The sequence below is a fragment of the Pseudomonas sp. CP4 genome, assembly GCF_047758505.1.
GTDB classification, from domain to species: Bacteria; Pseudomonadota; Gammaproteobacteria; order Pseudomonadales; family Pseudomonadaceae; genus Aquipseudomonas; species Aquipseudomonas fluorescens_AO.
Map to the genome: position 1 here is coordinate 583,882 of NZ_CP180489.1, position 24,773 is coordinate 608,654.

Here is a 24,773-nt window from a genome sequence, read left to right on the forward strand (position 1 = left end):
CGATGGAGCGTATTCCGATTCTTCAGATGGGCGATTTGCTGCTGGTGACCATTCAGGTCGACATGCACGACCAGCTCGCCATGACCCTGCAGGACGATCTATCCGAGCGTATCAGCCGGACCTCGGCGCGTGGCGTGCTGATCGACATCTCGGCGCTGGACATGGTCGACTCGTTCATCGGACGCATGATCGGCACGATTTCCGGTTTGTCGAAGATCATGGACGCCGAAACCGTGCTGGTCGGCATGCAACCGGCCGTGGCAATCACCCTTGTTGAGCTGGGCATGACCTTGCCGGGCGTGAGCACCGCGCTCAACGTCGAACGCGGAATGAAACTGCTGCAGGATCGAGTACGCCTGCAATGACCGTGCGCAGCAGCGGTACTCAATCCATCCTGATTGAACAGGACGTGGTGCTGGCCCGCCAGACCACGCGCAAGCTCGCCACCGAGTGCGGCATGCGCCTGATCGACCTGACCAAACTGGTCACCGCCGTCAGCGAGCTGGCACGCAACACCATGGTGTATGGCGGTGGCGGCGACATGGACTGGCAGATCCTCGAGGAAAACGGTCGGGTCGGCCTGCGCATTACCTTCCGCGACGAGGGCCCGGGCATTCCCGACATCAAACTGGCGATGACCGACGGCTGGACCTCCGGCAGCGGCCTCGGCCTGGGCCTGACCGGTGCCAAGCGCCTGGTCAATGAATTCGAACTCGACACTGAGCCCGGCAAAGGCACACGCATAACGATCACCCGATGGACATGAATATCGCTGGGTCGTTGACCCAGGTTTTGCCGATCGAGGACAACAGCCAGATCGGTCACGCTCGACGCACCGCGCAGAAACTCGCCGAGCAGCACGGCTTCGACGAAAACGATGCCGGGCGCGTGGCGCTGGTCGCGACCGAACTGGCGAGCAATGTGCTCAAGCATGCCCAGCGCGGAGAGTTTCACCTGCGTGTACTGGCGCGGCCGGGCAACGCTTTCGGCATTGAAATGCAGACGGTAGACCGGGCTCAGGGCTTTGATCTGGATGCCTGTCTGGCGGACGGTTTTTCCACGGGCGGCACGCAAGGCATTGGCCTGGGCGCGGTGTCGCGGCAGACCAACGTCTTCGACGTCTATGCCGACCACCGTGGCGCCGTGCTGCTGGCGCGGATCTTTGCGCGTAGCGATCGTCAGGCCGATGTCCGCTTCGGCGTCAGCCAGCATTCGTTGCATGCCGATCCAGCCTGCGGCGACGTCTGGCACCTGGCGTATGAAGGCGCGCGGATCAGCGCGCTGGTGGTGGATGGTCTCGGTCATGGCGAAGACGCCGAGCGCGCAGGCCTGGCCGGGGCACAAGCATTCGCCCGAGCGCCGTTTGCCGACCCCGTGGTGTTGATGGAAGACCTGCATCAGGAAATGCTCGGCACCCGCGGCGGCGCCGTGGCCTTCGCGCAATTCGACAGCCAGCGCGATGGCCTGACGTTCGCCGGTGTCGGTAATATCGGCGCCAGCCTACTCGACCCGGAAAAATCACGCGGGCTGGCCTCGCATCCCGGCATCGTCGGCGGCCAGTACCGTAAAGCCAAACCTTTTGACTATGCCCACGTGAACGGACATTTATTGATCATGTACAGCGACGGCTTACAGTCCCGTTGGAACCTCAAAGACTACCCCGGTCTGGTGCATCGCCATCCCGCCGTGATAGCCAGCGTCCTGCACCGCGATTTCTGTCGTGGCCGCGATGACGTGACGGTGCTGGTCGTTGACCTGGAGGCCACCCATGGCTGAATCGGCAACCTTGAGCCCTGCTGAACAGGCGGCGCTCATCGCACAGTTGCAACGTGAAAACACTGCCCTGCGCGAAGAACTCGATGAGACCAACCAAGGCGTACTGGCGCTATACGCTGAACTCGACAACCAGGCAGACGAGTTGCGTCAGGCCTCAGATCTGAAGAGCCGCTTCCTGTCGTACATGAGCCATGAATTCCGTACGCCGTTGGGCTCGATTCTGAGCATCAACAGTCTGCTCGCTGACGAACTCGACGGCCCGCTCAGCCCTGAACAGCACAAGCAGGTAGCCTTCGTCAGCACCGCTGCCCGCGAGCTCAGCGACATGGTTGACGATCTGCTCGATCTGGCCAAGATCGAAGCCGGGCGCATCAGCATTTCGCCGGCCTGGTTCGACATGTTCGACCTGTTTTCGGCGCTGCGCGGGATGTTCCGGCCAATCGTCGATGCTTCGGCGGTGGATCTGATCTTTGAAGAGCCGCTGGGCCTGCCGCGCCTGTATACCGATGACAAGAAACTCGGGCAGATCCTGCGCAACTTCATTTCCAACTCGCTGAAATTCACCACCCGTGGCGAAGTGCGCGTGTCGGCGCGACTGGAAGGTGAAGACAAGGTGCGCTTTGCCGTCAGCGACACCGGCATCGGCATCGCGGCCGAGTTGCATGACACGCTGTTCGAGGACTTCTCCCAAGTCGATTCGCCATTGCAGAAGCGTCTGCGCGGCACCGGTCTGGGCCTGTCACTGTGCAAGCGTTTCGCCGCCCTGCTTGGCGGTGAAGTCGGGGTAGACAGTACGCCGGGCGTGGGCTCGACGTTCTTTGTCATCATCCCGCTGGCGATCGCTCTGGAGAACGTCGATGAATCGTGACATCCGCCTGTTGATCGTCGATGACAACGTCGCCACCCGTTACGCCCTGCGCCGACGCCTGGAGCGCCATGGCTACACGGTGCTCGAAGCCGGCACCGGCAGCGACGGCCTGGCCCTGATCGAGAGCGAAGCCCTCGATGCGTTGATCCTCGACGTCAACCTGCCGGACATGAGCGGTTTCGACATCGTCCGCCTGTTGCGCGCCGACCCGCGCACCGCGCTGCTACCCGTCATTCATGTGTCGGCGGCGTCGATCCAGACCGGCGACATCATCACCGGCCTCAACGCCGGCGCCGATGCGTATCTGATTCACCCGGTCGACCCCGATGTGCTGCTGGCGACGCTGCGTACCCTGCTGCGGGTGCGCGACACGGAAAATGCCCTGCGCGAAAGCGAGGCGCGGTTTCGCGAGATTTTCGCCAACGTCTCGGCACCGATCGCAGTGCTCGATGCCAATCTGAAAGTGCATGAATGCAATCACGCCTTCGCCCAGTTGATCGTCGATAACCGCGACCCACAGGCGCTGCGTGAATGCTTCGCCGAAGATCAATGCTCGATCCTCGATGAACTGCGTCTGCGTCTGGTCGACGGCGAGCGCTGGAAAGGCACGCTGAACATGCGCGTGCAGGGTGAAATTCGCGAAACCGAATGGCAGATTTCGCCGTATCGCACGCCGGAACTGAGCCTGGTGTTCGTCGAGGACGTCACCGAACACCGTCGGCGCGAGCGTTCGCACCTCGCACGGCTGGATGACACCACCACGCAACTGGCCAAGGAAGTCGCGGAGCGTGTGCACGCTGAAGCGCAATTGCTGCAAGTGCAGAAAATGGATGCACTGGGCAAGCTCACCGGCGGCATCGCTCACGACTTCAACAACCTGCTGACCGGGATCATCACCAGTCTGGAGCTGATCCAGAAACGCGTGGCCGATGAACGTCTGGACAAGGTGCAGTTCTACACCGAGGCAGCGCTGAACTCAGCGATGAGCGCGGCCTCGCTGACCCATCGTCTGCTGGCATTTGCCCGTCAGCAGCCGCTCGATACACGGCCGGTGGACATCAACGAGCATGTTCGCTCGCTGGAAGAATTGCTGGTGCGCACCATCGGCGAGCGCATCACCCTCAAGCTGGAACTGACCAACAAACCGGCGATTGCGCTGGTCGATCCGGTGCAGCTGGAAAGCGCCGTGCTCAACCTGGTGATCAACGCCCGCGATGCCCTGCCCTCCGGCGGCAATATCTGGGTCAATACTTACGCCGCTTATTCCCACGGCGATCCGAATCTGGCCGATGGCGCGTACGTGGCGCTGTCGGTACGCGATGACGGCACCGGCATTGAACACAACGTGATCGACAAGGTGTTCGAGCCGTTCTTCACCACCAAGCCGCTGGGCCAGGGCACCGGGCTCGGCCTGTCGACGATTTACGGCTTCGCCCGTCAGTCCGGCGGTGACGCGCACATCCGCAGTGTCGCTCGGCGTGGCACCGAAGTGACCATCATGCTGCCCGGCACCAACGACCCGACCGGGGCCGACGCACCCGTGCCGATGCCTGACGCCAAAGGCAGTGGTGAGCATGTGCTGATCGTCGAAGACATGGCCACGGTGCGTTTGTTCGTCACCGAAGTGCTGGAAGATGCCGGCTATCGCTGCACGCAAGTGGCGGATATCGAATCGGCGCTGGAGCGCCTGCAGAACGACCCGTCCATCGACCTGCTGCTGACCGACGTAGGCTTGCCGCGCATGAGTGGCCGTGAGCTGGCGGATGTCGCCCGCGGCTGGAATGAAGGGCTGCCGATCCTGTTCATGACCGGCTACGCCGAAACCGCGCTCAACCGCCAGGTCTTCCTGGGTACAGGGATGGAAATGCTGGTCAAGCCGTTCCAGATCAGCGAACTGCTCGACAAAGTCCGCCGCACAATCGATGGCGCCTGAACTGGCGCCATAGCTGGCAAGCCAGCTCCCAAAAGGGGCATTAGTGTGCGCAGATTTTCGGCAACAACTTGAATTCCTGTGGGAGCTGGCTTGCCAGCGATGGCGGCCAGCAAGGCGCTGCAGTTATCGGCTCAAAGCCCGAGCCAGAAATGGCGCGGTCTTGCTCTTTTTGCTCGCGGCGACTTTTTGCGGTGTGCCGGCGGCGACAATTCTGCCGCCCTGATCACCGGCGCCGGGGCCGATGTCGATCACCCAGTCGCTCTGCGCCACTACACGCATTTCGTGCTCCACCACGATAACCGTGTGTCCCGCCGTCACCAGCGTATCGAGTTGTTCCAGCAACCGATCAACATCCCTCGGGTGCAATCCCGTGGTCGGCTCATCCAGCACATACAAGGTCGCGCCACGCTGACTGCGCTGCAATTCGGTGGCGAGTTTGATCCGCTGCGCCTCACCGCCGGACAATTCCGTGGCCGGTTGCCCGAGGCGCAGATAACCCAGACCAATATCGCGCAGCACTTCCAGCGAACGGCGGATTCCTGCCTGTTCGGCAAATACCGTCACCGCTTCATCGACTGTCAATTGCAGCACTTGGGCAATGCTCAATCCCTGCCAGAGGATCGCCAATGTCTGTGGGTTGTAGCGCGCGCCGTGGCAGGTCGGACATGGCGCATACACGCTGGGCATGAACAGCAGTTCCACACTGACAAAGCCCTCGCCCTCGCAAGTGGCGCAACGGCCCTTGGCGACGTTGAAGGAAAATTGCCCGGCGTCATACCCTGCCGCTTGCGCTTCGGGAGTCGCGGCGAACTGCTTGCGCACGTTATCGAACAATCCGGTGTAGGTCGCCAGATTGGAACGCGGTGTCCGGCCGATCGGTTTCTGGTCAACCTGCACCAGGCGCTTGATCGACTCCAGGCCGGCGCTGATCTGGCCGGTGCTGGGCGGCGGCGCGTCATCTTCCAGGCTCGGTTCTTCTGACTCGGCCTCGGCCACCGGACGGCCCAACTGTGCGCCGACCAGTTCCAGCAAGGCCTGACTGACCAGACTCGACTTGCCGGAGCCAGACACACCGGTCACCGAGGTGAAGCAGCCCAAGGGGAATTCGGCGCTGAGATTATTCAGGTTATTGCGCGTCACGCCGTCCAGTTTCAGCCACCCGCTCGGCTTGCGCGCGGTGCGCTCAGGGCGCTGGTTTTCGGCAAACAGATAAGCGCGAGTCTGCGAATCGGCAACATCAGCGAGTCCCGCAGGCGGACCGCTGTACAACACGCGCCCGCCCTTCTCGCCCGCTGCCGGGCCGACGTCGATCAACCAGTCGGCACGGCGCATGGTCTCGACATCGTGCTCGACCACAAACAAGGTGTTGCCGTCAGCCTTCAACCGTTGCAAGGCCTCGAACAGCGCCTCGCCATCCGCCGGGTGCAGACCGGCAGACGGTTCATCCAGCACATAGATAACGCCGAACAGCTGCGACCCCAACTGTGTGGCCAGGCGCAAACGCTGCAACTCGCCCGACGACAACGTCGGCGTACTGCGTTCCAGCGCCAGATAACCCAGGCCGAGATCGGTCAGCGTGCTGACGCGCTCCAGCAGATCTTCAGCAATGCGCTGCGCTGCCAGACGTTTCTCCAGCGACAGATTCGGCGTGTGGCGCACGTCCGGTGCGCTGGCATGACCGCTGGCGCCATGGGCGACCCGTTGCTGGCGGGCCTCGCGGGTTTGCGCATGACTTAGGGTGTCGCCGTTCTCTTCGGCCTGTTCCAGATAATTTGCCGCTGCTACAGGCCGCAGCACTTCGGCCACTTGCAGCAACGGCATCTGCGACAGCTCACCAATGTCGTAGCCGGCAAAGGTCACCGACAACGCCTCGCGCTTGAGCCGCTTGCCCTCGCACAATGGGCACGGACTGCCGCGCATGAATTGCGAAACACGCTTCTTCATCAGCGCACTTTGCGAGTGGGTGAAGGTGTGCAGGATGTAGCGCCGCGCGCCGGTGAAGGTGCCCTGATAACTCGGTTCCATCTTGCGTTTAAGGGCGACGCGGGTTTCTTCCGGGGTCAGCCCGGCGTACACCGGCACCGTCGGCGTCTCTTCCGTGAAGAGAATCCAGTCGCGCTGCTTTTTCGGCAATTTCTTCCACGCAATGTCGACGTCGATACCCATGGTCACGAGGATGTCGCGCAGGTTCTGCCCCTGCCACGCCAACGGCCAAGAGGCCACGGCGCGCTGGCGGATGGTCAGGTTGGGGTCCGGCACCATCAGCGCTTCGGTCACTTCATAGACGCGCCCCAATCCATGACACTCCGGGCAAGCACCCTGCGGTGTGTTCGGTGAAAAGTCCTCGGCATACAGCATCGGCTGTTCCGGCGGGTAACTGCCGGCACGGGAATACAGCATGCGGATCAGGCTCGACAGCGTCGTCACGCTGCCCACCGAGGAACGCGCGCTCGGCGTGCCACGCTGCTGTTGCAGGGCGACGGCGGGCGGCAGTCCTTCAATGGAGTCGACATCCGGCACGCCAACCTGATCGATCAGCCGCCGCGCGTACGGCGCCACCGATTCGAAATAACGCCGCTGGGCCTCGGCATACAGCGTGGAAAAGGCCAGCGATGACTTGCCCGAACCCGAGACGCCGGTGAACACCACCAGCGCATCACGTGGAATATCGACGTCGACATTCTTCAGGTTATGTTCGCGGGCGCCGCGCACACGGACCATGCCGGCGGGTGCTTTGGAATTGCGCTTGGAAGTCATCGACCTGCCTTGATTGGAAAACAGTGGCAGCGCTCGGCCTCAAGTACCGAGCACCTCGCAAATCATCTGCAGCAACGCTTGCGGGCTGTAAGGTTTGCCAAGCAGATGCGTATCGGGGCTGAGTTGGTGGTCGCGGGAAATGATGTCGCGGGTATGCCCGGAGGTGAACAGCACCGGCACCGGCGGCGTCTGCACCTTGGCCCATGCGGCCAGATCCGAACTCTTGATCAGGCCGGGCATGACCACATCGGTGAAGATCAGATCAATCTCGATGCCTTCCAGCAACATCTGCATGGCGACGTCGCCATTGCACGCGGTCATCACTCGATAGCCTTCTTCGCGCAGCAACTCCACCGCCGAAGCGCGCACTGCGTCGTTGTCCTCGACCACCAGAATGGTTTCGTGGCCACCGCCCTTGCGTTCGCCGATACTCGCGGTCTCTTCGCGGACCGGACGCAGGCTGCGCGGAAAATACAATTTCACCCGCGTGCCTTCGCCGAGCTTGCTGTCGATCTCGACGTGGCCGCCACTCTGTTTGACGAAGCCGAAGACCATGCTCAAGCCCAGCCCGGTGCCCTGCCCGTCGGCCTTAGTGGTGAAAAACGGTTCGAAGACCTGTTCCAGCATTTGTGGGGCAATGCCCACGCCGGTGTCGCTGACCGCCACGCGAACATACTCACCGGCCGCGATGCCCTTGCCGGCGCAGTATTCGCTGTCCAGGCAGACGTTGGCGGCGCTGAGGCCAATAACGCCCTCGCCCTTCATCGCGTCGCGGGCGTTGATGGCCAGATTGAGAATCGCGTTTTCCAACTGGTTACGGTCGACGTTGATATGCCACGGCTGCGGCGGCAGTTGCACGTCGATCTGAATGGTTTCGCCCAGGGCGCGTTGCAGCAGTTCGCCGACGCCTTCGAAAATCTGCTCGGGGTTGCACACGGCCGGTGACAGCGGTTGCCGCCGGGCAAAGGCGAGCAATTGCGAAGACAGTTTGGCACCGCGTTCGACTGCCGCCAGCGAAGCCCCGACCCGGCGCTGTACGTTGGCATTGTTCGGCTCATGCCGAGCGAGCAGATGCAGGTTGCCGGCGATCACTTGCAGCAGATTGTTGAAGTCGTGGGCGACGCCGCCGGTGAGGCCGCCGATGGCTTCGAGTTTCTGCGATTGACGCAATTGCTCTTCCGCAGCCAGTCGCGCATCCACTTCGGCGGCCACGCGCTGTTCGAGGTTGCGGGTGAATTTGAGCAGGGATTCTTCGGCGTTCTTGCGCTCATGAATATCGATCAGCACGCCGGGGAAACGAAACGGCTTGCCGTCTTCATCGAACTCGCAGGCACCACTGGCCAAGACCCACAGATACTGGCCGTCGCCACGCTGCACGCGGTATTCGGCGTTGTACGGTTCGCCAGTGCGCACGCAATGGGCAACCCGCTCCTGCACCCATCGATGATCCTCGGGATGGATGCGCGATTCGGCGATCTCTTGTTGCAGATCGCTCAGGTCCTGATCCGACGGATAGGAAAAGGTGCGGGCGAAACGTTCGTCAGCGGAGAAGCGATTGTTCTTGATGTCCCAGACAAACGAGCCCAGCAGTGCGCCGGCATTCAAGGCCAGACGCACGCGTTCGTTGTCGGCGCGATAAGCATCTTCCGCCGCCTGGCGCAGGCGCTCGGAATGCACCAGTTCGGTGGTCTCGACGACCATCGCCATGACGCCGCCGGGCACGCCTTCATCGTTGGCCACCGGGCTGTAATACAAATCCATCCAGACATCTTCGGGGACGCCGTCGCGCAGCAATACCAGCTCTTTGTTGCGATAGGACAAGGTGCCACCGGCCAGGCAGGTGTCGACGACGTGACGGTTGAATTCGGCGACTTCCGGCCAGCCCAGCTCAACCGGGACGCCGAGCAGATAGGGATGGCGGCCCCCCGCGAATTCGGAATAGGCGTCGTTGTAGATCATGTAACCGGCGTGGCCCCACAGCATCACCATGGGCAACGGCGAAGCCAGCATCAGTTGCACGGTGTTGCACAGGCTGGCCGGCCATTCGGCGAGCGCGCCAAGTTCGGTGTGGCTCCAGTCGAACGCACGGATGCGCTCGGCCATTTCGCCTTTCCAGCCTTCACAGCCGTGGCTTTCGGATAAAAACTGCATCGCCTGACTCAGTGTCCTTTTTTGCGGTTTTCCGATCTATCGCAACGCTACAACGACGCGACGCCCGTGTGTTTCGAGGCTGTGAAAACGCATTGGTTTCATTGGAGATATAGCGATTTCCAACGCGAGCCGATTCAGACGCCAATCAGGTGTTTGAGCGGGTGATAGCCGGTTTTCATTTTTGCAGCAACGTCAAGAATCGCTTTCTCGATTCCGTTGAGGTGCGTGCAGGTCAGCTCGATCGCGGCGCTCTGATTGCCGGCCTCGATGTACTCGAGCAGGCGCAGGTGTTCATCGTCGCGGCAGGCCTGGTGACTGTCGTCGTCGAGCGCGGCGGCATACAGCGAGGCGCGCGAGATCAGTTTCTGGAACCAGTCGAGCAGCACCGGATTGTTCAGGCTGCGCGCCAGTTTGAGGTGGAATTCGCCAAGCAAGTGGATCAGCCGTTCATGGTCGCCGGCTGCATGGGCGGCGTCTTCCAGCAGCAAGTGCTCGCGCAGGTCCTGCAGGGCAACGGTGTCCTTGCGTCGGCACAGTTCGGTGACGATGCCGATTTCGATCAGCCGCCGGGTTTCGAACAGCGAACGCAGCTCTGCGTCACTGGGCAAAGAAACCGACGCGCCTTTGTTAGGCTCGGTCGTCACCAGGCCATCGGCCTCCAATTGCTTGAGCGCAGCCCGCACCGAGGTGCGGCTGACATTGAACAGCTCGGCCAGCGAGGCCTCGCCCAGCTTCATGCCGGGACGCAACGAACGCTTGCTGATCGCCGCGTAAACCCCTTGGTAGACGCGGTCGACCGTGGTTTCCAGTTTCTTTTCGGTCATTCGAACACTCCTTCGGCGTCGGGCAATTCATCCTGGCAATGGCTGGCCATGGAGATTGATCGGATTCCCGTCCCCGTGTGAAGCGCAGAATATCTGCCTTCGGTCCAAAGGTGCAGCCTTTTGATTTATCTCGATTTTGAATAAGCAGCCAAAACCTGTGGGAGCGAGCCTGCTCGCGAAGGCGTCGGTACATTCAACATCTGCATTGCCTGAACCACCGCTTTCGCGAGCAAGCTCGCTCCCACAATGGATCGGGGGCAAATCAACGATCTTCAGCGCAACCCAAATACCTGTGGGAGCGAGCCTGCTCGCGAAGGCGTCGGTACATTCAACATCGTCATCGCCTGGCCCACCGCTTTCGCGAGCAGGCTCGCTCCCACAATGGATCGGGGCAAATCAACGAGCTTCAGCGCAGCCAAAATCCCTGTGGGAGCGAGCTTGCTCGCGAAGGCGGCGGCACATTCAACATCGTCATTGCCTGACACTGCGCTTTCGCGAGCAGGCTCGCTCCCACACTGATCCGGGGCCGATCAACCATCTTCATCGCAACCAAACCCCCTGTGGGAGCGAGCTTGCTCGCGAAGGCGGCGGCACAGTCAACATCGTCATCGCCTGACAGTCCGCTTTCGCGAGCAAGCTCGCTCCCACACTGATCCGGGGCCGATCAACTATCTTCATCGCAACCAAAATCTCTGTGGGAGCGAGCCTGCTCGCGAAGGCGCTGGCACAGTCAACATCGTCATCGCCTGACACTGCGCTTTCGCGAGCAGGCTCGCTGCCACACTGATACGGGGCAGATCGACCATCTTCATCGCAACCAAAATCCCTGTGGGAGCGAGCTTGCTCGCGAAGGCGGCGGCACATTCAACATCGTCATTGCCTGACACTGCGCTTTCGCGAGCAGGCTCGCTCCCACACTGATCCGGGGCCGATCAACCATCTTCATCGCAACCAAACCCCCTGTGGGAGCGAGCTTGCTCGCGAAGGCGGCGGCACAGTCAACATCGTCATCGCCTGGCCCACCGCTTGCGCGAGCAGACTCACTCTCACATGGAATCAGTGGAAATCCCGGCTCTGCACGTGAATGCCATTAAGCAGCGGGCTCAGGTCGCTCATGCGCCCGGCGATCAGGTGGCGCACATCGCCTTCGCGTTCCCAGCGGCCGTCGACCTTGAGCAATTGCGAACCCACCAGCACCTGTCGCTGACGCTCGGCGAGGTCACGCCAGACCACCACGTTGACGTTGCCGAACTCGTCTTCCAGCGTCACGAACGTCACGCCGCTGGCCGTACCGGGGCGCTGTCGGCCGGTGACCAGGCCGGCCACGCTGACCGGCCGGCCATGCTCGATATCCATCAATTCCTGCGAGCTGCGGCAGCGCCGGGCCTGCAACTCGCCACGCAACAAGGCCAATGGATGTGGCCCCAGCGTCGTCCCCACCGTGGCGTAATCAGCGTGCAGGTCTTCGCCAACGCTGGGTTTGGGCAGGACGATTTTGACTTCTTCCTCGTTGGGCAGGCCGGCGAACAGGCCGAGTTGTTTCTGTACCCCGGCCACTTCCCAACGCGCGCGATGGCGATGCCCGGCCAGACCGCGCAAAGCGCCGGAGTCAGCCAGCAGGGCCTGCGCACGACTGTCGAGAGCGGCGCGCTCACCCAGGTCAGCGACATCGGCAAAGGCTCCGTGTCGGCGCGCGGCTTCGATGCGCCGCGCATCTTCTTCGCGAAAACCCTTGATCATGCGCAGGCCCATGCGAATCACCGGCTGCCCGGCACTCAGCGGTTCGAGGCTGCAATCCCAGTCGCTGGCGCGCACGTCCACCGGACGGATCTGTAACTGGTGCCGGCGCGCGTCCTGCAGAATCTGGTCAGGGCTGTAGAAACCCATCGGCCAACTATTGATCAGCGCACAGGCGAACGCCGCCGGCTCGTGGCACTTGAGCCAGCAACTGGCGTAGGTCAGCAAAGCAAAACTGGCGGCATGGGATTCGGGGAAGCCGTAACTGCCGAACCCCTTGATCTGCTCGAAGATCTGCGCGGCAAATTCCGGCGTGTAGCCATTCTTTTTCATGCCGGCGGCAAGACGTTCCTTGTGCGGCTCCAGTCCGCCATGGCGTTTCCACGCCGCCATGGAACGGCGCAACTGATCGGCCTCCCCGGGGCTATAGTCGGCAGCGACGATGGCGATCTGCATGACCTGTTCCTGGAACAACGGCACGCCCAGAGTTCTTTCCAGCACGACTTTGAGCGCCGGCGATGGATAGGTTTCCGCCTCTTCGTTATTGCGTCGGCGCAGATACGGATGAACCATGCCGCCTTGAATCGGCCCGGGCCGGACGATCGCCACTTCAATCACCAGATCGTAGAAAGTCTTTGGCTTCAGGCGCGGCAGCATCGACATCTGCGCCCGAGACTCGATCTGGAACACGCCGACGGTATCGGCGCGGCTGATCATTTCGTAGGTCGGTTTGTCTTCGGGCGGGATTGTCGCGAGTGTCAGGTTCAGATCACGATGCCGGCGCAGCAGGTCGAAGCAGCGGCGAATCGCACTGAGCATGCCCAAGGCGAGAATATCCACCTTGAGCAGGCCGACCGCATCGAGATCGTCCTTGTCCCACTGAATGATGGTGCGGTCGGCCATTGCCGCGTTTTCGACCGGCACCAAGGTGTCCAGCGGCTGCTCGGAAATCACAAAACCGCCGGGATGCTGCGACAGGTGCCGGGGGAAGCCGATCAGTTGCCCGGTCAGGCTCAATACCCGGCGCAGCACCGGGCTGTCCGGATCGAAGCCACCTTCGCGCAAGCGTTCCAGCGGCGGCGTTTCATCACTCCAGCGCCCGCAGCAGTCGGCCAGCGCGTTGATCTGATCCGGCGGCAGGCCGAGAGCCTTGGCCACATCGCGCACGGCGCCGGTGGCGTGATAGGTGCTGACCACCGCCGTCAACGCCGCACGCCGCCGGCCGTAACGGTTGAACACGTATTGCAAGACTTCCTCGCGCCGCTCGTGCTCGAAATCAACATCGATGTCCGGCGGCTCATTGCGTTCCTTGGACATGAAGCGTTCGAACAATAGCGTGGTGCGGTCCGGGTCGATCTCGGTGATGCCCAAGGCAAAACACACCGCCGAGTTGGCTGCCGAACCACGGCCCTGACAGAGGATTTTCTGTGTGCGGGCAAAGCGCACCACGTCATGCACGGTGAGGAAGTAGCTTTCGTAGCCGAGTTCGGCGATCAATTGCAGCTCGTCATCGATCTGCTTGAGCACCTTGGCCTGAGGCCCTTTCGGCCAGCGCCAGGCAATGCCCTCCTCGGTCAGATGGCGCAACCAGGAACTGGCACTGTGACCAGCAGGCACCAGCTCTTTCGGGTACTGATAGCGCAGCTCGCTCAGATCGAAGGTGCAGCGTCTGGCCAGTTTTAGCGACGCTTCGAGCAAGTCCGGCGGATACAGGGCGCGCAGCTCATCGAGGCAACGCAAATGCCGCTCGCCGTTGGGATGCAGGCGCAAACCCGCTTCGGCCACGGGGACGTGATGACGGATCGCGGTCATGGTGTCCTGCAAGGCACGGCGCCCCCGGGCGTGCATGTGCACATCGCCGCTGGCCACGGCTGGAATCTGCAACTCAGCCGCCAGAGCCAACAATGCCGCCAGGCGCTGCTGATCGTTCTGCCCGCGATGCAGTTGCACCGTGAGCCACAGGCGGTCGCCGAAGGTTTGTTTCAGCCAGCGCCCCTCTTCCCGGTCATCCACTGAATCCGGCACCCACAACACCAGCAAACCCGGCAGCGCTTCGGCGAAGTCTTCACGCAGGATTTGATACTGGCCTTTCTGTGTTCGGCGCCGGGCCTGGGTGATCAAGCCGCACAAGGCCTGATAACCAGCAAGGTTTTCCACCAGCAGCACCAGTTTCGGGCCGTTGTCGATGCGTATCTCGCTGCCGATGATCAACGGCAACTCAACGGACTTCGCCGCTTGCCAGGCACGGACGATTCCGGCCAGGGTACATTCGTCGGAGATCGCCAGCGCCTGATAGCCGTGCTTTTTCGCCCGTTGGAACAGCTCCAGCGCGCTCGAGGCTCCGCGCTGGAAACTGAAGTTCGACAGGCAATGCAGTTCGGCGTAATCGGCACTCATGCGAACCAGCCCTGCAGCCACAACGGACCGGCCTCACCCACGGCGCGCCAGGCCCAGCCTTGCTGACCGGCGCGGTTCTGGATCAGGTAATAATCACGCCGCACGTCACCGCCGTCCCACCAGCCGGATTCAATACGCTCCGGCCCCATGAGAATCCGCGCCGAGCCTTCCGGCACGCTTTGTGGTTCGTTGAGCAGCCAGCCCGGCCGCTGGACGTTGGGCAAACCGCTGCAAAGCTGTTTATCGGCAGCGTTCTGCCACGCGTACTCGGGGCGATGATCGGCCTGAAAGCGCAGCCCTTGCACAGCGTCATCACCCAACCGTGCGCGCAGGCGTTCGCGCAGTTGCTCCCAGGGCAAGGTTTGCTGCGGGCGGTCGTCGAACAGTTCCTGATACTGCGGAACGAAACTCGGCAGGTCTTCGGCGCGCAAGCGAAAACCACGCACCGGCGCCTCGACCTGGATTTGTTCCAGTCGCCCGCGTGCCAACTCAAAGAGCATCGCCGCATCACGCTCGGCACTGAGCAGGCCGACCTTGATCTCCGTATCCGGCAGCCCGGCGTGTTCCAGAAGCAAATCGAAACGCTGCACTCCACTGTCACGCCCGCAAAGGAACGCTGACAGGTCGCCGGTCAGACGCCGTAACGGGAACAACAAGGCCTGATGGGACTGCACGTCGTAATTCAGTTCGATGCGGATATCGAAACGGTCGGGCGGCAGATAGAACGCCAGCGCCAGAGGGCGTGCGCCGAACAGGGTGTCGAGGTGTTTGAGCATTTGTGCTTCGAAACGTCGGGCCAGTGCCTGGCGTGGCAGGCTTTGCACCTGACTGAGATTGCGCAGGCCCATGCGCGACAATGCGGTGGCGACATTCGGCTCCAGCCCGACACGATCAACCGGCAATTGCCCGAGATGATGCTGCAAGGCCTCGCCGTCCGGCACCACCAAACCATCGTAGGCGTTGGCCAGCACTCGCGCGGCCACCGGGTTCGGCGCGGCGACGATGCGGTGACGAAAGCCCAGGTCTTTCAACTCCTGGCGCAGGCGAGCTTCGAATTGCGGCCAGGTACCGAACAGGCCCAGGCTCGATTCGATCTCGAAGACCACGGTGCGCGGGTAATGCACGCTGACTTGCGCGCTGAAACGATAGGCCCACGCGGCGAGAAACTGTTGCCAGTGCGCAACCTCGGCCACCTCATAATCGGCGGTGGCAAAGCCTTTGCTCATGGCTTGCGCGGCGGTCATCGACATGCCGGGGCGCAGGCCCAGTTTGCGCGCCGCCGGATTCACCGCTTGCAGCACCCGGCGCTGGGCCGGGCCACTAAGCAGGACCAGCGGCTCCTCAGGGTCGGGCCGCTGACGCAGCACGGCATCGAGGGCCAATTGCGGAAAAAGGATGCATACCCAGCGCATGACGATCAGTGCCCCACGGCAAAGGCAATCGGCGTCGCACGCGCCAGCCCGCCACGGCACTTGAGCACGCGTAGCTGCGCCGGTTTGGCATCGATGGCTATGCGTAACGCTGCCGGTGACGGGTTGACCGCTTCGCTCAACGGGCGCCAGGCGAAGGCCAGGGTCTGGCCGGTTTCCGCCGCCACCTGCAAACGCCGCAAGGCTCGGTCATCGGCCTTGTTCGGCCAGCACAGCACCGCGCCGCAACTGCCAGAACGCAGGCATTGCTCCGCCGCCCACAAGGCATCGCGCTCGCTGGCCTGAATCACCGACAACTGGCGCAGATCAACCCCGGCATTGGCCCACGCTTGTGGGTACGGCAAGAACGGCGGCGCCACCAGAACGATGCGCTCACCCGCCGCCGACAACCGCGCCAGGGTTGGCCAGACCAGCTGCAGCTCGCCGACACCGGGGCCGGGCAAGAGAATTTCGCTCAGCGCCGCTTCCGGCCAGCCGCCGCTGGGCAGGGCCGCGTCCAATGCCGCATGCCCGGTCGGCTGCGGGCTCGCCGCGGGTGGCGCTGGCCGGCCGCGCCAGACCTGGCCGCCATTGAACAGCGTATCCAGTGCAACGACGGCGCCCATCAGCCTTGCCTCACCAGACCACAGAACACGCCTTCGATGGCCAGATCCTGATCATCACGCACGACAATCGGCTTGTACGCCGGGTTGCGCGGCAGCAGGCGCACCTCTTCACCCACCCGTTCGAAGCGTTTGATGGTGACTTCACCGCCCAGACGCGCAACGACTATCTGGCCGTTGAGCGCCTCGGGATTGCGTCGCACCCCGACCAGATCGCCGTCGAGGATGCCGTCTTCGATCATCGAGTCACCCTGTACCCGCAGCATGTAATCCGGGGTGCGGGAGAACAGCGCCGGGTCGAGCAGCAAACGGTTATGGATGTCGGCATCGGCGCCAATCGGTGCGCCGGCGGCCACGCGACCGAGTACGGGGATTTCCAGCAGCTCCGGACGCGGCGGCTGGCCAAGCAGGCGAATGCCCCGGGCCTGATGGGGATTGACCTCGATGAAACCGGCTTCGGTGAGCGCCAGCACATGCTTGCGCGCCACGCTGCGCGAGGCGAAACCAAAAGCCTCGCTGATTTCAGCGAGGCTTGGGGACTGACCGTGCTCGGCGATGCGATCGCGGATAAACGTCAGAATGGCGGTACGGCGGGGAGTCAGGTTTGTCATGGAGTACATTTGTACTCCTGTAGGAATTTCCTGACAAGAACCGCCAGTCGGCGCAAGCCGACGCAGGCAGCTGCCGAAGGCTGCGATCTGATCGTTCCCACGCTCTGCGTGGGAATGCCTCAAGGGACGCTCCGCGTCCAGTGACGCGGAGCGTCACGGGCTGCATTCCCACGCGGAGCGTGGGAACGATCATCGGGTAAGGTCAGGAAGCCAGTTGCGCCAGGTACGCCCACGGGTAAATCCCGCGTTGATGCCCGTCGCTGAACACCAGTTGCACGCCATACCCCTGCGGGTTGACCTCGATCAGGCGCACGCGCTCATCAACCAGCGGCGTGACGCCGCGCAGGCGAAACGCGCGGCATTGCGAGCACGGGCATTGCTGGCGCAGATCGGCATGCTTGAGCAGTGATTCACGCCCGTCCGGCCAACTCAGGCGTAACGTGCGCTCACTTTGCGAGTTGCCCACCGACAGCGGGTTCATTGCAACTGACTCAACGCGATGCGTACGGCTTTGCGCACTTCCGGGTCGCCGTCGTCCTGCGCCGCCTGCAACGCGGCCACGGCGCCGCGATCGTTCAATTCACCGAGGGCCAGCGCAGCTTCCTTGCGCAGGTTGCTGATGCGGTGGCCGAGGGTTTCGATCAGCGCGTCCAGGGCCGGGACGAAGCGCAAGCGACCGAGACTGCGGGTGGCGCGCAGGCGCACCTGCCAGTAATCATCGCTCAGCGCATCGACCAAGGCCGGGCCGGCGTTGCTGTGACCGACCTTGCCCAGCGTGGTCGCAGCTTCTTCGCGCACTTGCCAGGCAGGGTCGCGCAACGCCTGGCGCAACGCCGGCAGCACTTCGGCGTCGCTGGCCAGACCGAGCGCGCCGGTGGCGGCGCGGCGCACCTCGGTGTCCGGGTCGTCGCTGGCCAGGCGCGCCAGGGCTGGCAGCGCGTCGAGCTGTTTGAGCCAGCCGAGCACACCGACCGCTTCGCGACGGACATTGGCATCAGCATCCTCCAACGCTGCGACGGCAGCCGGCGCGGCCTCGGCGAAGCGCAATTCGCGTAACGCCCGAAAGGCGGCGATGCGCACACTGACATCGGCATGGACGGTCCACGGCAGAATCACCCGCCCCCCCGCTGCCGTCTTGAGCAGGCTCAGGCTTTGCGCCGCCGCCGATTGCACAGCGGGCGACGGATCCGTCAGCGCCTCGCACAAGGCTTGCACAACCGCTTCGTCCTCCCACGCTTCGAGCAATCGCGCGGCTTCAGCGCGGACGTCCTCGGCGGGATCCTGCCGCAGCCGATCGACCAGCCAGAGCAAGCCATCCGGCTCCTCCAGATCGGCCAGATCAATCAGGGCAATGCGCCGTACGCCAGCGTCTTCAGCCGTCAGGCGCGGTTGCAGGGCGAGGATGTCTTCGTTGTCGGTTACAGCAAAAATAGAGGTCATAAGGCAAATCGCGGCAAAGGGTTTTCAGGAGGCAGGCCGAGCGGATTGAGGCGCGGCAGCGGTCGGTCGTTGTCGTGGCGCAGCAGGTCGAGGCAGTGGCGTTTGAGGCGAGCGAATTCCGGGCTGGTCACTAGTTCGCTGGTACGCGGGCGAGGGAAATCCAGACGCAGGTCTTCAATGATCCGCCCCGGTCGCGCGCTCATCACCAGCAAGCGATCAGCGAGAAACAGCGCCTCGTCAATGTCATGGGTGACGAAAACCACGGTGGTGCGGATGCGCGTCCAGATGTCCAGCAGCAATTCCTGCATGTTCAAGCGGGTCAGCGCATCCAGCGCGCCGAACGGCTCGTCCATCAGCAACAGGCGCGGGCGATTGACCAGCACCCGGGCGATCTCCACCCGCTGCTGCATGCCTCCGGAGAGTTGATCTGGCCAGCGCTCGGCAAAGCCTTCAAGGCCGACCAGTTTGAGGATTTCATCAGCCTCACGATGCCGCTCAGCCTTGCCGACGCCACGCATCTTCAGGCCGAAGGCGACGTTGTCGCGCACCGTGCGCCACGGGAACAGCGTGTGATGCTGGAACACCATGCCGCGCTGTGGTGATGGGCCGGCCACCTCGTTGCCGTCGACTTTCAGGCTGCCGGTGTTGGCGCTCAAGTGTCCGGCCAGGGCGCCGAGCAAGGTCGACTTGCCACAACCGGACGGGCCGAGAATACAGACGAACTGGCCGGGTTCGATCTGGCAATCGAGGCCCTGCACCGCTTCGAAAGCCTCGCGGCCCTGGCCGAGGACAATGGACAATTGACGGATGTCGATCCGCCCTTCCGGGGTTTGCATCACGCTCATCAGGCTTTGCCTCGCGGTCGATGCCAAGGCGTGAACAAACCGCCCAGGCGTTTGATCAGCCAACTGCTGCCCATGCCCAACACGCCGATCAGGAGCATGCCGACGACAATGTCGGCGTAGTTCTGAATGGTGTAGGACTCCCAGGTGTAGTAACCGATGCCGTACTGCCCGGAGATCATTTCCGCCGTCACCAGACAGAACCACGAAGTGCCCATGCCGATCGCCAGGCCCGTGATGATGCTCGGTGCAGCGCCGGGCAGAATCACTTCCAGCAGAATCGCCCGCCGCCCTGCTCCCAGGCTTTTTGCCGAGGCGATCAGGCGTGGATCAACGCCTTCGACGCCGTGCACGGTGTTGAGCAGGATCGGGAACAGCGCGCCGGTGAAGGTAATGAAGACCATCGACAATTCCGAGGACGGAAACATCAGGATCGCCAGCGGAATCCACGCCACGGCGGGGATTGGGCGCAGGACTTCCAGCGGTGGCAGCAGCAAATCTTCGGCCCATTTCGACCGGCCGATGGCCAGGCCCAGGGCGATGCCGATGATCAACGCCGCCAGATAGCCGGCGAAGACGCGGCCGAGGCTGCTGCTCAAGTGCTGCCAGAGTTTGCCCGAGTCGCCCAGGCCCAGAGCGGCTTCGACGACGGCCAAGGGAGTTGGCACGTTGGCGAAGGTGACCAGGCCGAGGTTCCAGTGGTGGCTGGCGGCGAGCTGCCAGAAGAGCAGGCAGAGCAACAGAGAGCTCGTCCTCGGAATCCAGCGCAAACAGGATCGATACACAAATATTCCTCTCAACCAGATCCTACAGGGGGAATGCAGTGTTTTTTGGGGTTAGCGCACGGCAACGACCTGGGCAGTGGCATCGCTGAAATCGAACACCTTTCCACCCTGCGCCGCAGCGTATTGCTGGGCCTGGCCTTTGAGCAGAAATGCACTGAGGCGGCCCTTGGCATCGCTGGCAAACCACGCCTGTTCAGCGAGCAACTTGATCCCGCTGTCAGTGGCCTGCGCATACACCGCCCGAATGTTCTTGCCCTCCTGCTTCAACGCCGCCAGCGCGGTGAATGCCGCTTCAGCCGAGCCGTAACGGCGAATTTTTTCCTCGCCACGCACCCAGATTTCCGCGACATGGCTGACATCGGTGATGGCTTTGCCCGTCGTCGCATCCACGCCCGGCAATGGCGTCTGCGCGTAGTTGGTCAGTTGCGCGCTGTAATCGAGGTTCGAAGCCTTGAAGGCAGCGCGGATGTATTGGTCATCGATAAAGCTGTTCAGATCGAGTCCGCGATCGGCTTTCTTCAGCAGCTTCAAGGTATCGATAGCGGTGCCAACGGCCTGGCGGTATTCGGGCTTCCAGCTCAGGTCGCGGGTCTGCACCCCGAGTGGGCCGTGGAACAGGTAGTTGACCTCGGCATCGACCCCGGTGACTTTGGCGATCAGTTCGCTGTACTTCTCCGGTTCGGCGGCGAGCAGTTGGTTGGCTTCGATGCTCGCGCGCAGGTAGGCGACGACGATTTCCGGGTACTTTTTGGCGTAGGCCTGATCGACCAATGCGCCATGGAAAGTCGGCGCGTTGGCCTGGGCGCCGTCGTAGATCTTGCGGGCGAAACCACGGCTCGGGAACAGCTCGGCGAACGGTACGAAATCGGCGTGGGCGTCGATCTTGCCGGCCTGCAACGCCGAGCCGGCGACTTCCGGTGGCTGGGCGATGATGTTGACATCCTTGAGCGGATCCCAGCCCTGCTCTGCCACGGCGCGCAGCAACATGCCGTGGGCGGTGGAGGCGAACGGCACCGAGATGGTCTTGCCCTTGAGCTCACTCAAGCTCTGCACGGCCGAGGCACTCGGCACGACAATGCCGTTACCGCTGCCCTTGATGCTGCCCGACAGCACGCTGATGAACAGGCTGTGCTTGCCCGCCGTTTCGAACGCCACACCGTTGAACGCACCGGGGAAATCGGCCATGGCGCCGAAGTCGAGCTTGCCGGCGACCATCTCGTTGGTCAGCGGCGCGCCACTGGTGAAGTTCTTCCACTGCACATCGTACTTCGCGTCTTTGTAGACGCCGTCGTGGGGCAGGTATTTTTCCAGCAGACCCAGTTCACGGATCAACAGGCCACCGGCGGCGCAGTTGATGGTGGTGTCCTGAGTGCCGATGGCGATGCGGATGGTTTCGGCCGAGGCCAACAAGGTGAATGAGGCCAGTAGCAGACCGGCAAGTGCTGCACGCAACATGAGTGTTTCCCCTCGAATCATTGGTTTGAAGTTCGTCTCCGCCGCGATCAGGGCGCGGTGGGAAACGAGGGGTTTTGGTGAATCGAGCGTCCGGGGTTTCCGGATAGCTAATGGCTTGCCACACCATTGAATGTGGGAAACCTTTGTGGGAGGGGGCTTGCTCCCGAATGCGTTTTTTCAGTCAAGGGTGATGCCAGCAATGCCGGCCTCTTCGGGAGCAAGCCCCCTCCCACCTTCGACCGGGTTTCAACGCAGGAGATAGGGGATGTCGACTTTGACGGCCCCCGTCGGGCAATCCTTCTCGCATGGCATGCAGTACCAGCATTCATCGAACGCCATGTAGGCCTTTTGCGTGGCCGGGTTGATCGCCAGCAGGTCCATCGGGCAGACGTCGACGCACACCGTGCAGCCCTTTTCCGCGATGCATTTGTCCTCGTCGACGGTGACCGGGGCATTGGAGCGGAAGAAGATTTCCTGAGCTTGATAAGCCATGGTTCGGACTCTCTGAAAAATGATGTCTCAAGCGGCGAAGGCGCCGACCCGCAGGCGGTCGTAAGCCTGCATTTCCTCGGCGTCGAGCGGGATGATGTAGGGCTCGACGGCCTTCTTGAAACTGGTCATCTTGCCGTCCTCGCCCTTCTTCAGATGACAATGGCAGAACCAATCGGCGTCGTTGCGCTGCGGATGATCGACGCGATAGTGGTACAGGCCCCAGCGGCTTTCGGCGCGGAACAACGAAGCGCGGGCGGCCATTTCGGCGCAGTCGCGGATCACGCTGGTTTCCATCGCGCGCATCAGTTCGTGAGCGTTGTTGGCCTTCATCTGCTCAAGATCGCGCTCGATGTCGCTGAAGCGTTGCAGGCCGATCTGCATTTTCTTGGTCACTTTCGGCGGTTGCAGGTAGTCGTTGACGAAGCGCCGCAGCTTGTACTCGACCTGCGCCGGCGGCAGACCTTCCTGGCGATCGAGCGGCGCGTAGACCCGGGCCTGTTCCTTGGCGATTTGCTCGCTGTCCAGTGCGGAAAACTCGCGGCCGGCGACAAAGTCTGCGGCGTTGTGCCCGGCGAACCAGCCGTAAGTGAACGCGCCAAGCATGTAGTTGTGCGGCACTGCAGCCATATCGCCGGCCGAGTACAAGCCCTTGACCGAAGTCTCGGCACGCTCGTTGACCCACACGCCTGACGCCGAGTGACCGCTGCAAAATCCGATTTCCGAAATGTGCATTTCAACCATCTGCGTGCGGTAGTCGGTGCCGCGATTGGCGTGGAACTGGCCACGGCTCGGACGCTCGTTGCTGTGCAGGATTTCTTCGATGTTCTGGATGGTTTCCTCGGCCAGGTGATCGAGTTTCAAAAACACCGGACCGTTGCCGCTTTCCAGTTCCTGGTGAAACTCCCACATCATCTGCCCGCTCCAGTAGTCGCACTCGATGAAGCGTTCGCCCTTGTTGTTGGCGGTGTAGCCACCCAGCGGGCCGGTGACGTAGGCACAGGCCGGGCCGTTGTAATCCTTGATCAACGGGTTGATCTGGAAGCACTCAAGGTTCGCCAGTTCGGCGCCGGCGTGATAGGCCATCGCGTAGCCGTCGCCCGCATTGGTCGGGTTTTCGTAGGTGCCCATGAGGTAGCCCGACGACGGCAGGCCGAGACGTCCGGCTGCGCCGCAGGCGAGAATCACCGCTTTGGCCTTGATCACATGGAAGTCGGCAGTCCGGCAATCGAAGCCCATCACACCGTTGACCGCGCCCTCCTCGTCGGTCAGCAAACGCGTACAGACCAGGCGATTGGTGATGCTCACCCGCGCACGTTTCAACTGCCGATACAGAACTTTCTTGATGTCGTGCCCTTCCGGCATTGGCAGTACATAAGCGCCCATGTGGTGGACCTTTTTCACCGCGTAGTCGCCGGTCTCGTCCTTCTCGAACTTCACGCCCCAGCGGTCGAGTTGTTCGATGGTTTCAAAACTGTGCGTCGCATAGGCGTAGACCGCGGCCTGATTGACGATGCCGTCGTTGGCGATGGTGATTTCCTTGGTGTACTGCTCCGGCGTGGAATGCCCCGGGATGATCGCGTTGTTCAAACCGTCCATGCCCATGCTGATCGCGCCGCTGCGTTTGACGTTGGCCTTGTCGACCAGCAGCACGCGCAAATCGCGGTTCTTCTCTTTGGCCTTGATCGCCGCCATCGGCCCGGCCGTACCACCGCCAATCACAACGATGTCGTATTCCTGTTGTAGAACGTTACGGGTCATGCCTGCTCCCCTTTTTGCCGGTCGATCCGCAGGCGGTACTGGAACGCATCGCCACGGTAATAAAGGTGTTCGAAGTCCAGCGGCTGGCCTAGGGCGTCGTGGGTCAGACGCTCGATGCGCATGATCGGCGAGCCCGCTTCGACGTTGAGCGCCTGGGTCAGGTCGCTGTCGGCCAGCACCGCGTCGATGGCCAGATCGGCGTGGCCGAGGGCGATGCCGCAGTCGTTTTCCAGGATCAGAAAGATGTCGCGGGTAACCAGATCGGCCTTCTCCAGCCGCTCGCCGACCGCTTTGGGCAGGTAGGTGATTTCCAGCGAGATCGGCTCGCGGTTGATCAGGCGCACGCGTTTGATCTGCGCGACGATCTCGCCTTCGGTCACTTGCAGACGCTCGGCCACGCGCTTGTCGGCCGGAATGAATTTGAAACTGCGCAGGCGGTTGATCACCTCGTAGCCGCGCCCGGTCATCGACTCGGCGAGGCCTTGCAGGCTGCTGACGTTTTGAAAGGTTTTCGGCTTGGCAACGAAGGTACCCTTACCGTGGATCTTGAAGATCAGCCCTTCCTTTTGCAGATCACCCAGTGCCTGGCGCACAGTGATGCGGCTGACTTTGAACAGCGCGCCCAGTTCGCTTTCGGAAGGCATCTGGCTGTCTTGCGGGTATTCACCGTCGAGAATCCGCGCACGCAAGACATCACGCAGTTGGGTGTGCAGCGGAACGCTACTGAGGGAGAGAACGTTATCGGTCATCGCGGGATCACTTGTTATAACGAGTTATGACGTGATCTTAGAGTTGTTATGACGAGATTGAGAAATATTGTTTGGGCATAACCTTAGATGCGTGTTGCGCTGGCAAAATCTGTGGGAGCGAGCCTGCTCGCGAAAGCGGTGTGTCAGTCACCAAAATACTGACTGA

General features: G+C 62.3%; 19 protein-coding genes and 2 pseudogenes. 6 read left to right on the plus strand and 15 right to left on the minus strand.

From position 1 onward, the window contains the following. Window positions 1-2: 2 nt before the first annotated feature. From ACMYUN_RS02385 to ACMYUN_RS02410, 6 genes and pseudogenes are all read left to right on the plus strand, one after another. Window positions 3-365 (plus strand): STAS domain-containing protein, encoded by a 363-nt coding sequence (locus ACMYUN_RS02385; RefSeq protein ID WP_016774466.1) that lies wholly within the window; start codon window positions 3-5, stop codon window positions 363-365. Continuing rightward, the gene (locus ACMYUN_RS02390; protein WP_415762673.1) at window positions 362-766 is read left to right on the plus strand and encodes an anti-sigma regulatory factor; all 405 of its coding nucleotides are present in this window, start codon (window positions 362-364) and stop codon (window positions 764-766) included. Before ACMYUN_RS02385 ends, ACMYUN_RS02390 begins: the two co-directional genes overlap by 4 nt. Next, complete coding sequence (locus ACMYUN_RS02395; protein ID WP_415763944.1) at window positions 763-1,776, plus strand: ATP-binding protein; 1,014 nt, start codon at window positions 763-765, stop codon at window positions 1,774-1,776. The genes ACMYUN_RS02390 and ACMYUN_RS02395 overlap by 4 nt, the downstream gene beginning before the upstream one ends. Next, window positions 1,769-2,644 carry a sensor histidine kinase gene (locus ACMYUN_RS02400; RefSeq protein WP_039758669.1) on the plus strand — a complete coding sequence of 292 codons (876 nt, stop codon included), beginning with the start codon at window positions 1,769-1,771 and terminating at the stop codon, window positions 2,642-2,644. Before ACMYUN_RS02395 ends, ACMYUN_RS02400 begins: the two co-directional genes overlap by 8 nt. Then, window positions 2,634-3,617, plus strand: a pseudogene (locus tag ACMYUN_RS02405) (response regulator); the annotation flags it as partial. The gene ACMYUN_RS02400 and the pseudogene ACMYUN_RS02405, both read left to right, overlap by 11 nt. A gap of 249 nt (window positions 3,618-3,866) precedes the next feature. Next, a pseudogene (locus ACMYUN_RS02410) lies at window positions 3,867-4,577 on the plus strand (response regulator); the annotation flags it as partial. Between the two features lie 123 nt (window positions 4,578-4,700). Here ACMYUN_RS02410 and ACMYUN_RS02415 read toward each other — a convergent pair. From ACMYUN_RS02415 to ACMYUN_RS02485, 15 genes are all read right to left on the minus strand, one after another. Then, window positions 4,701-7,334 (minus strand): excinuclease ABC subunit A, encoded by a 2,634-nt coding sequence (locus tag ACMYUN_RS02415; RefSeq protein WP_415762674.1) that lies wholly within the window; start codon window positions 7,332-7,334, stop codon window positions 4,701-4,703. A gap of 39 nt (window positions 7,335-7,373) precedes the next feature. After that, complete coding sequence (locus tag ACMYUN_RS02420) at window positions 7,374-9,485, minus strand: ATP-binding protein (protein ID WP_415762675.1); 2,112 nt, start codon at window positions 9,483-9,485, stop codon at window positions 7,374-7,376. A gap of 134 nt (window positions 9,486-9,619) precedes the next feature. Then, window positions 9,620-10,309: a GntR family transcriptional regulator gene (locus tag ACMYUN_RS02425; protein WP_415762676.1), complete on the minus strand. Its 690-nt coding sequence runs from the start codon at window positions 10,307-10,309 to the stop codon at window positions 9,620-9,622. A 1,056-nt stretch (window positions 10,310-11,365) separates the two neighbouring features. After that, complete coding sequence (locus ACMYUN_RS02430) at window positions 11,366-14,443, minus strand: error-prone DNA polymerase (protein WP_415762677.1); 3,078 nt, start codon at window positions 14,441-14,443, stop codon at window positions 11,366-11,368. Beyond that, window positions 14,440-15,855: a Y-family DNA polymerase gene (locus tag ACMYUN_RS02435; protein ID WP_415762678.1), complete on the minus strand. Its 1,416-nt coding sequence runs from the start codon at window positions 15,853-15,855 to the stop codon at window positions 14,440-14,442. The genes ACMYUN_RS02430 and ACMYUN_RS02435 overlap by 4 nt, the downstream gene beginning before the upstream one ends. A 5-nt stretch (window positions 15,856-15,860) precedes the next feature. Continuing rightward, complete coding sequence (gene imuA / locus ACMYUN_RS02440) at window positions 15,861-16,478, minus strand: translesion DNA synthesis-associated protein ImuA (RefSeq protein ID WP_415762679.1); 618 nt, start codon at window positions 16,476-16,478, stop codon at window positions 15,861-15,863. Next, complete coding sequence (gene lexA / locus ACMYUN_RS02445) at window positions 16,478-17,095, minus strand: transcriptional repressor LexA (RefSeq protein ID WP_415762680.1); 618 nt, start codon at window positions 17,093-17,095, stop codon at window positions 16,478-16,480. Before lexA ends, imuA begins: the two co-directional genes overlap by 1 nt. Window positions 17,096-17,288: 193 nt before the next feature. Beyond that, window positions 17,289-17,567: a DUF971 domain-containing protein gene (locus ACMYUN_RS02450; RefSeq protein WP_415762681.1), complete on the minus strand. Its 279-nt coding sequence runs from the start codon at window positions 17,565-17,567 to the stop codon at window positions 17,289-17,291. After that, window positions 17,564-18,526 (minus strand): HEAT repeat domain-containing protein, encoded by a 963-nt coding sequence (locus ACMYUN_RS02455; protein ID WP_415762682.1) that lies wholly within the window; start codon window positions 18,524-18,526, stop codon window positions 17,564-17,566. The genes ACMYUN_RS02450 and ACMYUN_RS02455 overlap by 4 nt, the downstream gene beginning before the upstream one ends. Further along, a complete protein-coding gene (locus ACMYUN_RS02460) occupies window positions 18,523-19,371 on the minus strand; it encodes an ABC transporter ATP-binding protein (protein WP_415762683.1) in 849 nt (282 codons plus the stop codon). Before ACMYUN_RS02460 ends, ACMYUN_RS02455 begins: the two co-directional genes overlap by 4 nt. Beyond that, window positions 19,371-20,153 (minus strand): ABC transporter permease, encoded by a 783-nt coding sequence (locus ACMYUN_RS02465; protein WP_415762684.1) that lies wholly within the window; start codon window positions 20,151-20,153, stop codon window positions 19,371-19,373. Before ACMYUN_RS02465 ends, ACMYUN_RS02460 begins: the two co-directional genes overlap by 1 nt. Before the next feature lie 51 nt (window positions 20,154-20,204). Next, a complete protein-coding gene (locus tag ACMYUN_RS02470) occupies window positions 20,205-21,608 on the minus strand; it encodes an ABC transporter substrate-binding protein (RefSeq protein WP_415762685.1) in 1,404 nt (467 codons plus the stop codon). A 246-nt stretch (window positions 21,609-21,854) separates the two neighbouring features. Continuing rightward, on the minus strand, window positions 21,855-22,100 hold the full coding sequence (locus ACMYUN_RS02475; protein WP_003225615.1) for a ferredoxin family protein: 246 nt from the start codon (window positions 22,098-22,100) through the stop codon (window positions 21,855-21,857). A 27-nt stretch (window positions 22,101-22,127) separates the two neighbouring features. Beyond that, the gene (locus tag ACMYUN_RS02480; protein ID WP_415762686.1) at window positions 22,128-23,858 is read right to left on the minus strand and encodes a fumarate reductase/succinate dehydrogenase flavoprotein subunit; all 1,731 of its coding nucleotides are present in this window, start codon (window positions 23,856-23,858) and stop codon (window positions 22,128-22,130) included. Continuing rightward, entirely contained in the window at window positions 23,855-24,607 is a 753-nt protein-coding gene (locus ACMYUN_RS02485) for a GntR family transcriptional regulator (protein ID WP_039758705.1), read from the minus strand. The genes ACMYUN_RS02480 and ACMYUN_RS02485 overlap by 4 nt, the downstream gene beginning before the upstream one ends. Window positions 24,608-24,773 lie beyond the last annotated feature (166 nt).

Bases quoted from the DNA above. Each gene is read 5' to 3' on its own strand.
- ACMYUN_RS02385 (WP_016774466.1), top strand. From the start codon at position 3: ATGGAGCGTATTCCGATTCTTCAGATGGGCGATTTGCTGCTGGTGACC.
- ACMYUN_RS02390 (WP_415762673.1), top strand. From the start codon at position 362: ATGACCGTGCGCAGCAGCGGTACTCAATCCATCCTGATTGAACAGGAC.
- ACMYUN_RS02395 (WP_415763944.1), top strand. From the start codon at position 763: ATGAATATCGCTGGGTCGTTGACCCAGGTTTTGCCGATCGAGGACAAC.
- ACMYUN_RS02400 (WP_039758669.1), top strand. From the start codon at position 1,769: ATGGCTGAATCGGCAACCTTGAGCCCTGCTGAACAGGCGGCGCTCATC.
- ACMYUN_RS02415 (WP_415762674.1), bottom strand. From the start codon at position 7,334: ATGACTTCCAAGCGCAATTCCAAAGCACCCGCCGGCATGGTCCGTGTG.
- ACMYUN_RS02420 (WP_415762675.1), bottom strand. From the start codon at position 9,485: ATGCAGTTTTTATCCGAAAGCCACGGCTGTGAAGGCTGGAAAGGCGAA.
- ACMYUN_RS02425 (WP_415762676.1), bottom strand. From the start codon at position 10,309: ATGACCGAAAAGAAACTGGAAACCACGGTCGACCGCGTCTACCAAGGG.
- ACMYUN_RS02430 (WP_415762677.1), bottom strand. From the start codon at position 14,443: ATGAGTGCCGATTACGCCGAACTGCATTGCCTGTCGAACTTCAGTTTC.
- ACMYUN_RS02435 (WP_415762678.1), bottom strand. From the start codon at position 15,855: ATGCGCTGGGTATGCATCCTTTTTCCGCAATTGGCCCTCGATGCCGTG.
- imuA (WP_415762679.1), bottom strand. From the start codon at position 16,478: ATGGGCGCCGTCGTTGCACTGGATACGCTGTTCAATGGCGGCCAGGTC.
- lexA (WP_415762680.1), bottom strand. From the start codon at position 17,095: ATGTACTCCATGACAAACCTGACTCCCCGCCGTACCGCCATTCTGACG.
- ACMYUN_RS02450 (WP_415762681.1), bottom strand. From the start codon at position 17,567: ATGAACCCGCTGTCGGTGGGCAACTCGCAAAGTGAGCGCACGTTACGC.
- ACMYUN_RS02455 (WP_415762682.1), bottom strand. From the start codon at position 18,526: ATGACCTCTATTTTTGCTGTAACCGACAACGAAGACATCCTCGCCCTG.
- ACMYUN_RS02460 (WP_415762683.1), bottom strand. From the start codon at position 19,371: ATGAGCGTGATGCAAACCCCGGAAGGGCGGATCGACATCCGTCAATTG.
- ACMYUN_RS02470 (WP_415762685.1), bottom strand. From the start codon at position 21,608: ATGTTGCGTGCAGCACTTGCCGGTCTGCTACTGGCCTCATTCACCTTG.
- ACMYUN_RS02475 (WP_003225615.1), bottom strand. From the start codon at position 22,100: ATGGCTTATCAAGCTCAGGAAATCTTCTTCCGCTCCAATGCCCCGGTC.
- ACMYUN_RS02480 (WP_415762686.1), bottom strand. From the start codon at position 23,858: ATGACCCGTAACGTTCTACAACAGGAATACGACATCGTTGTGATTGGC.
- ACMYUN_RS02485 (WP_039758705.1), bottom strand. From the start codon at position 24,607: ATGACCGATAACGTTCTCTCCCTCAGTAGCGTTCCGCTGCACACCCAA.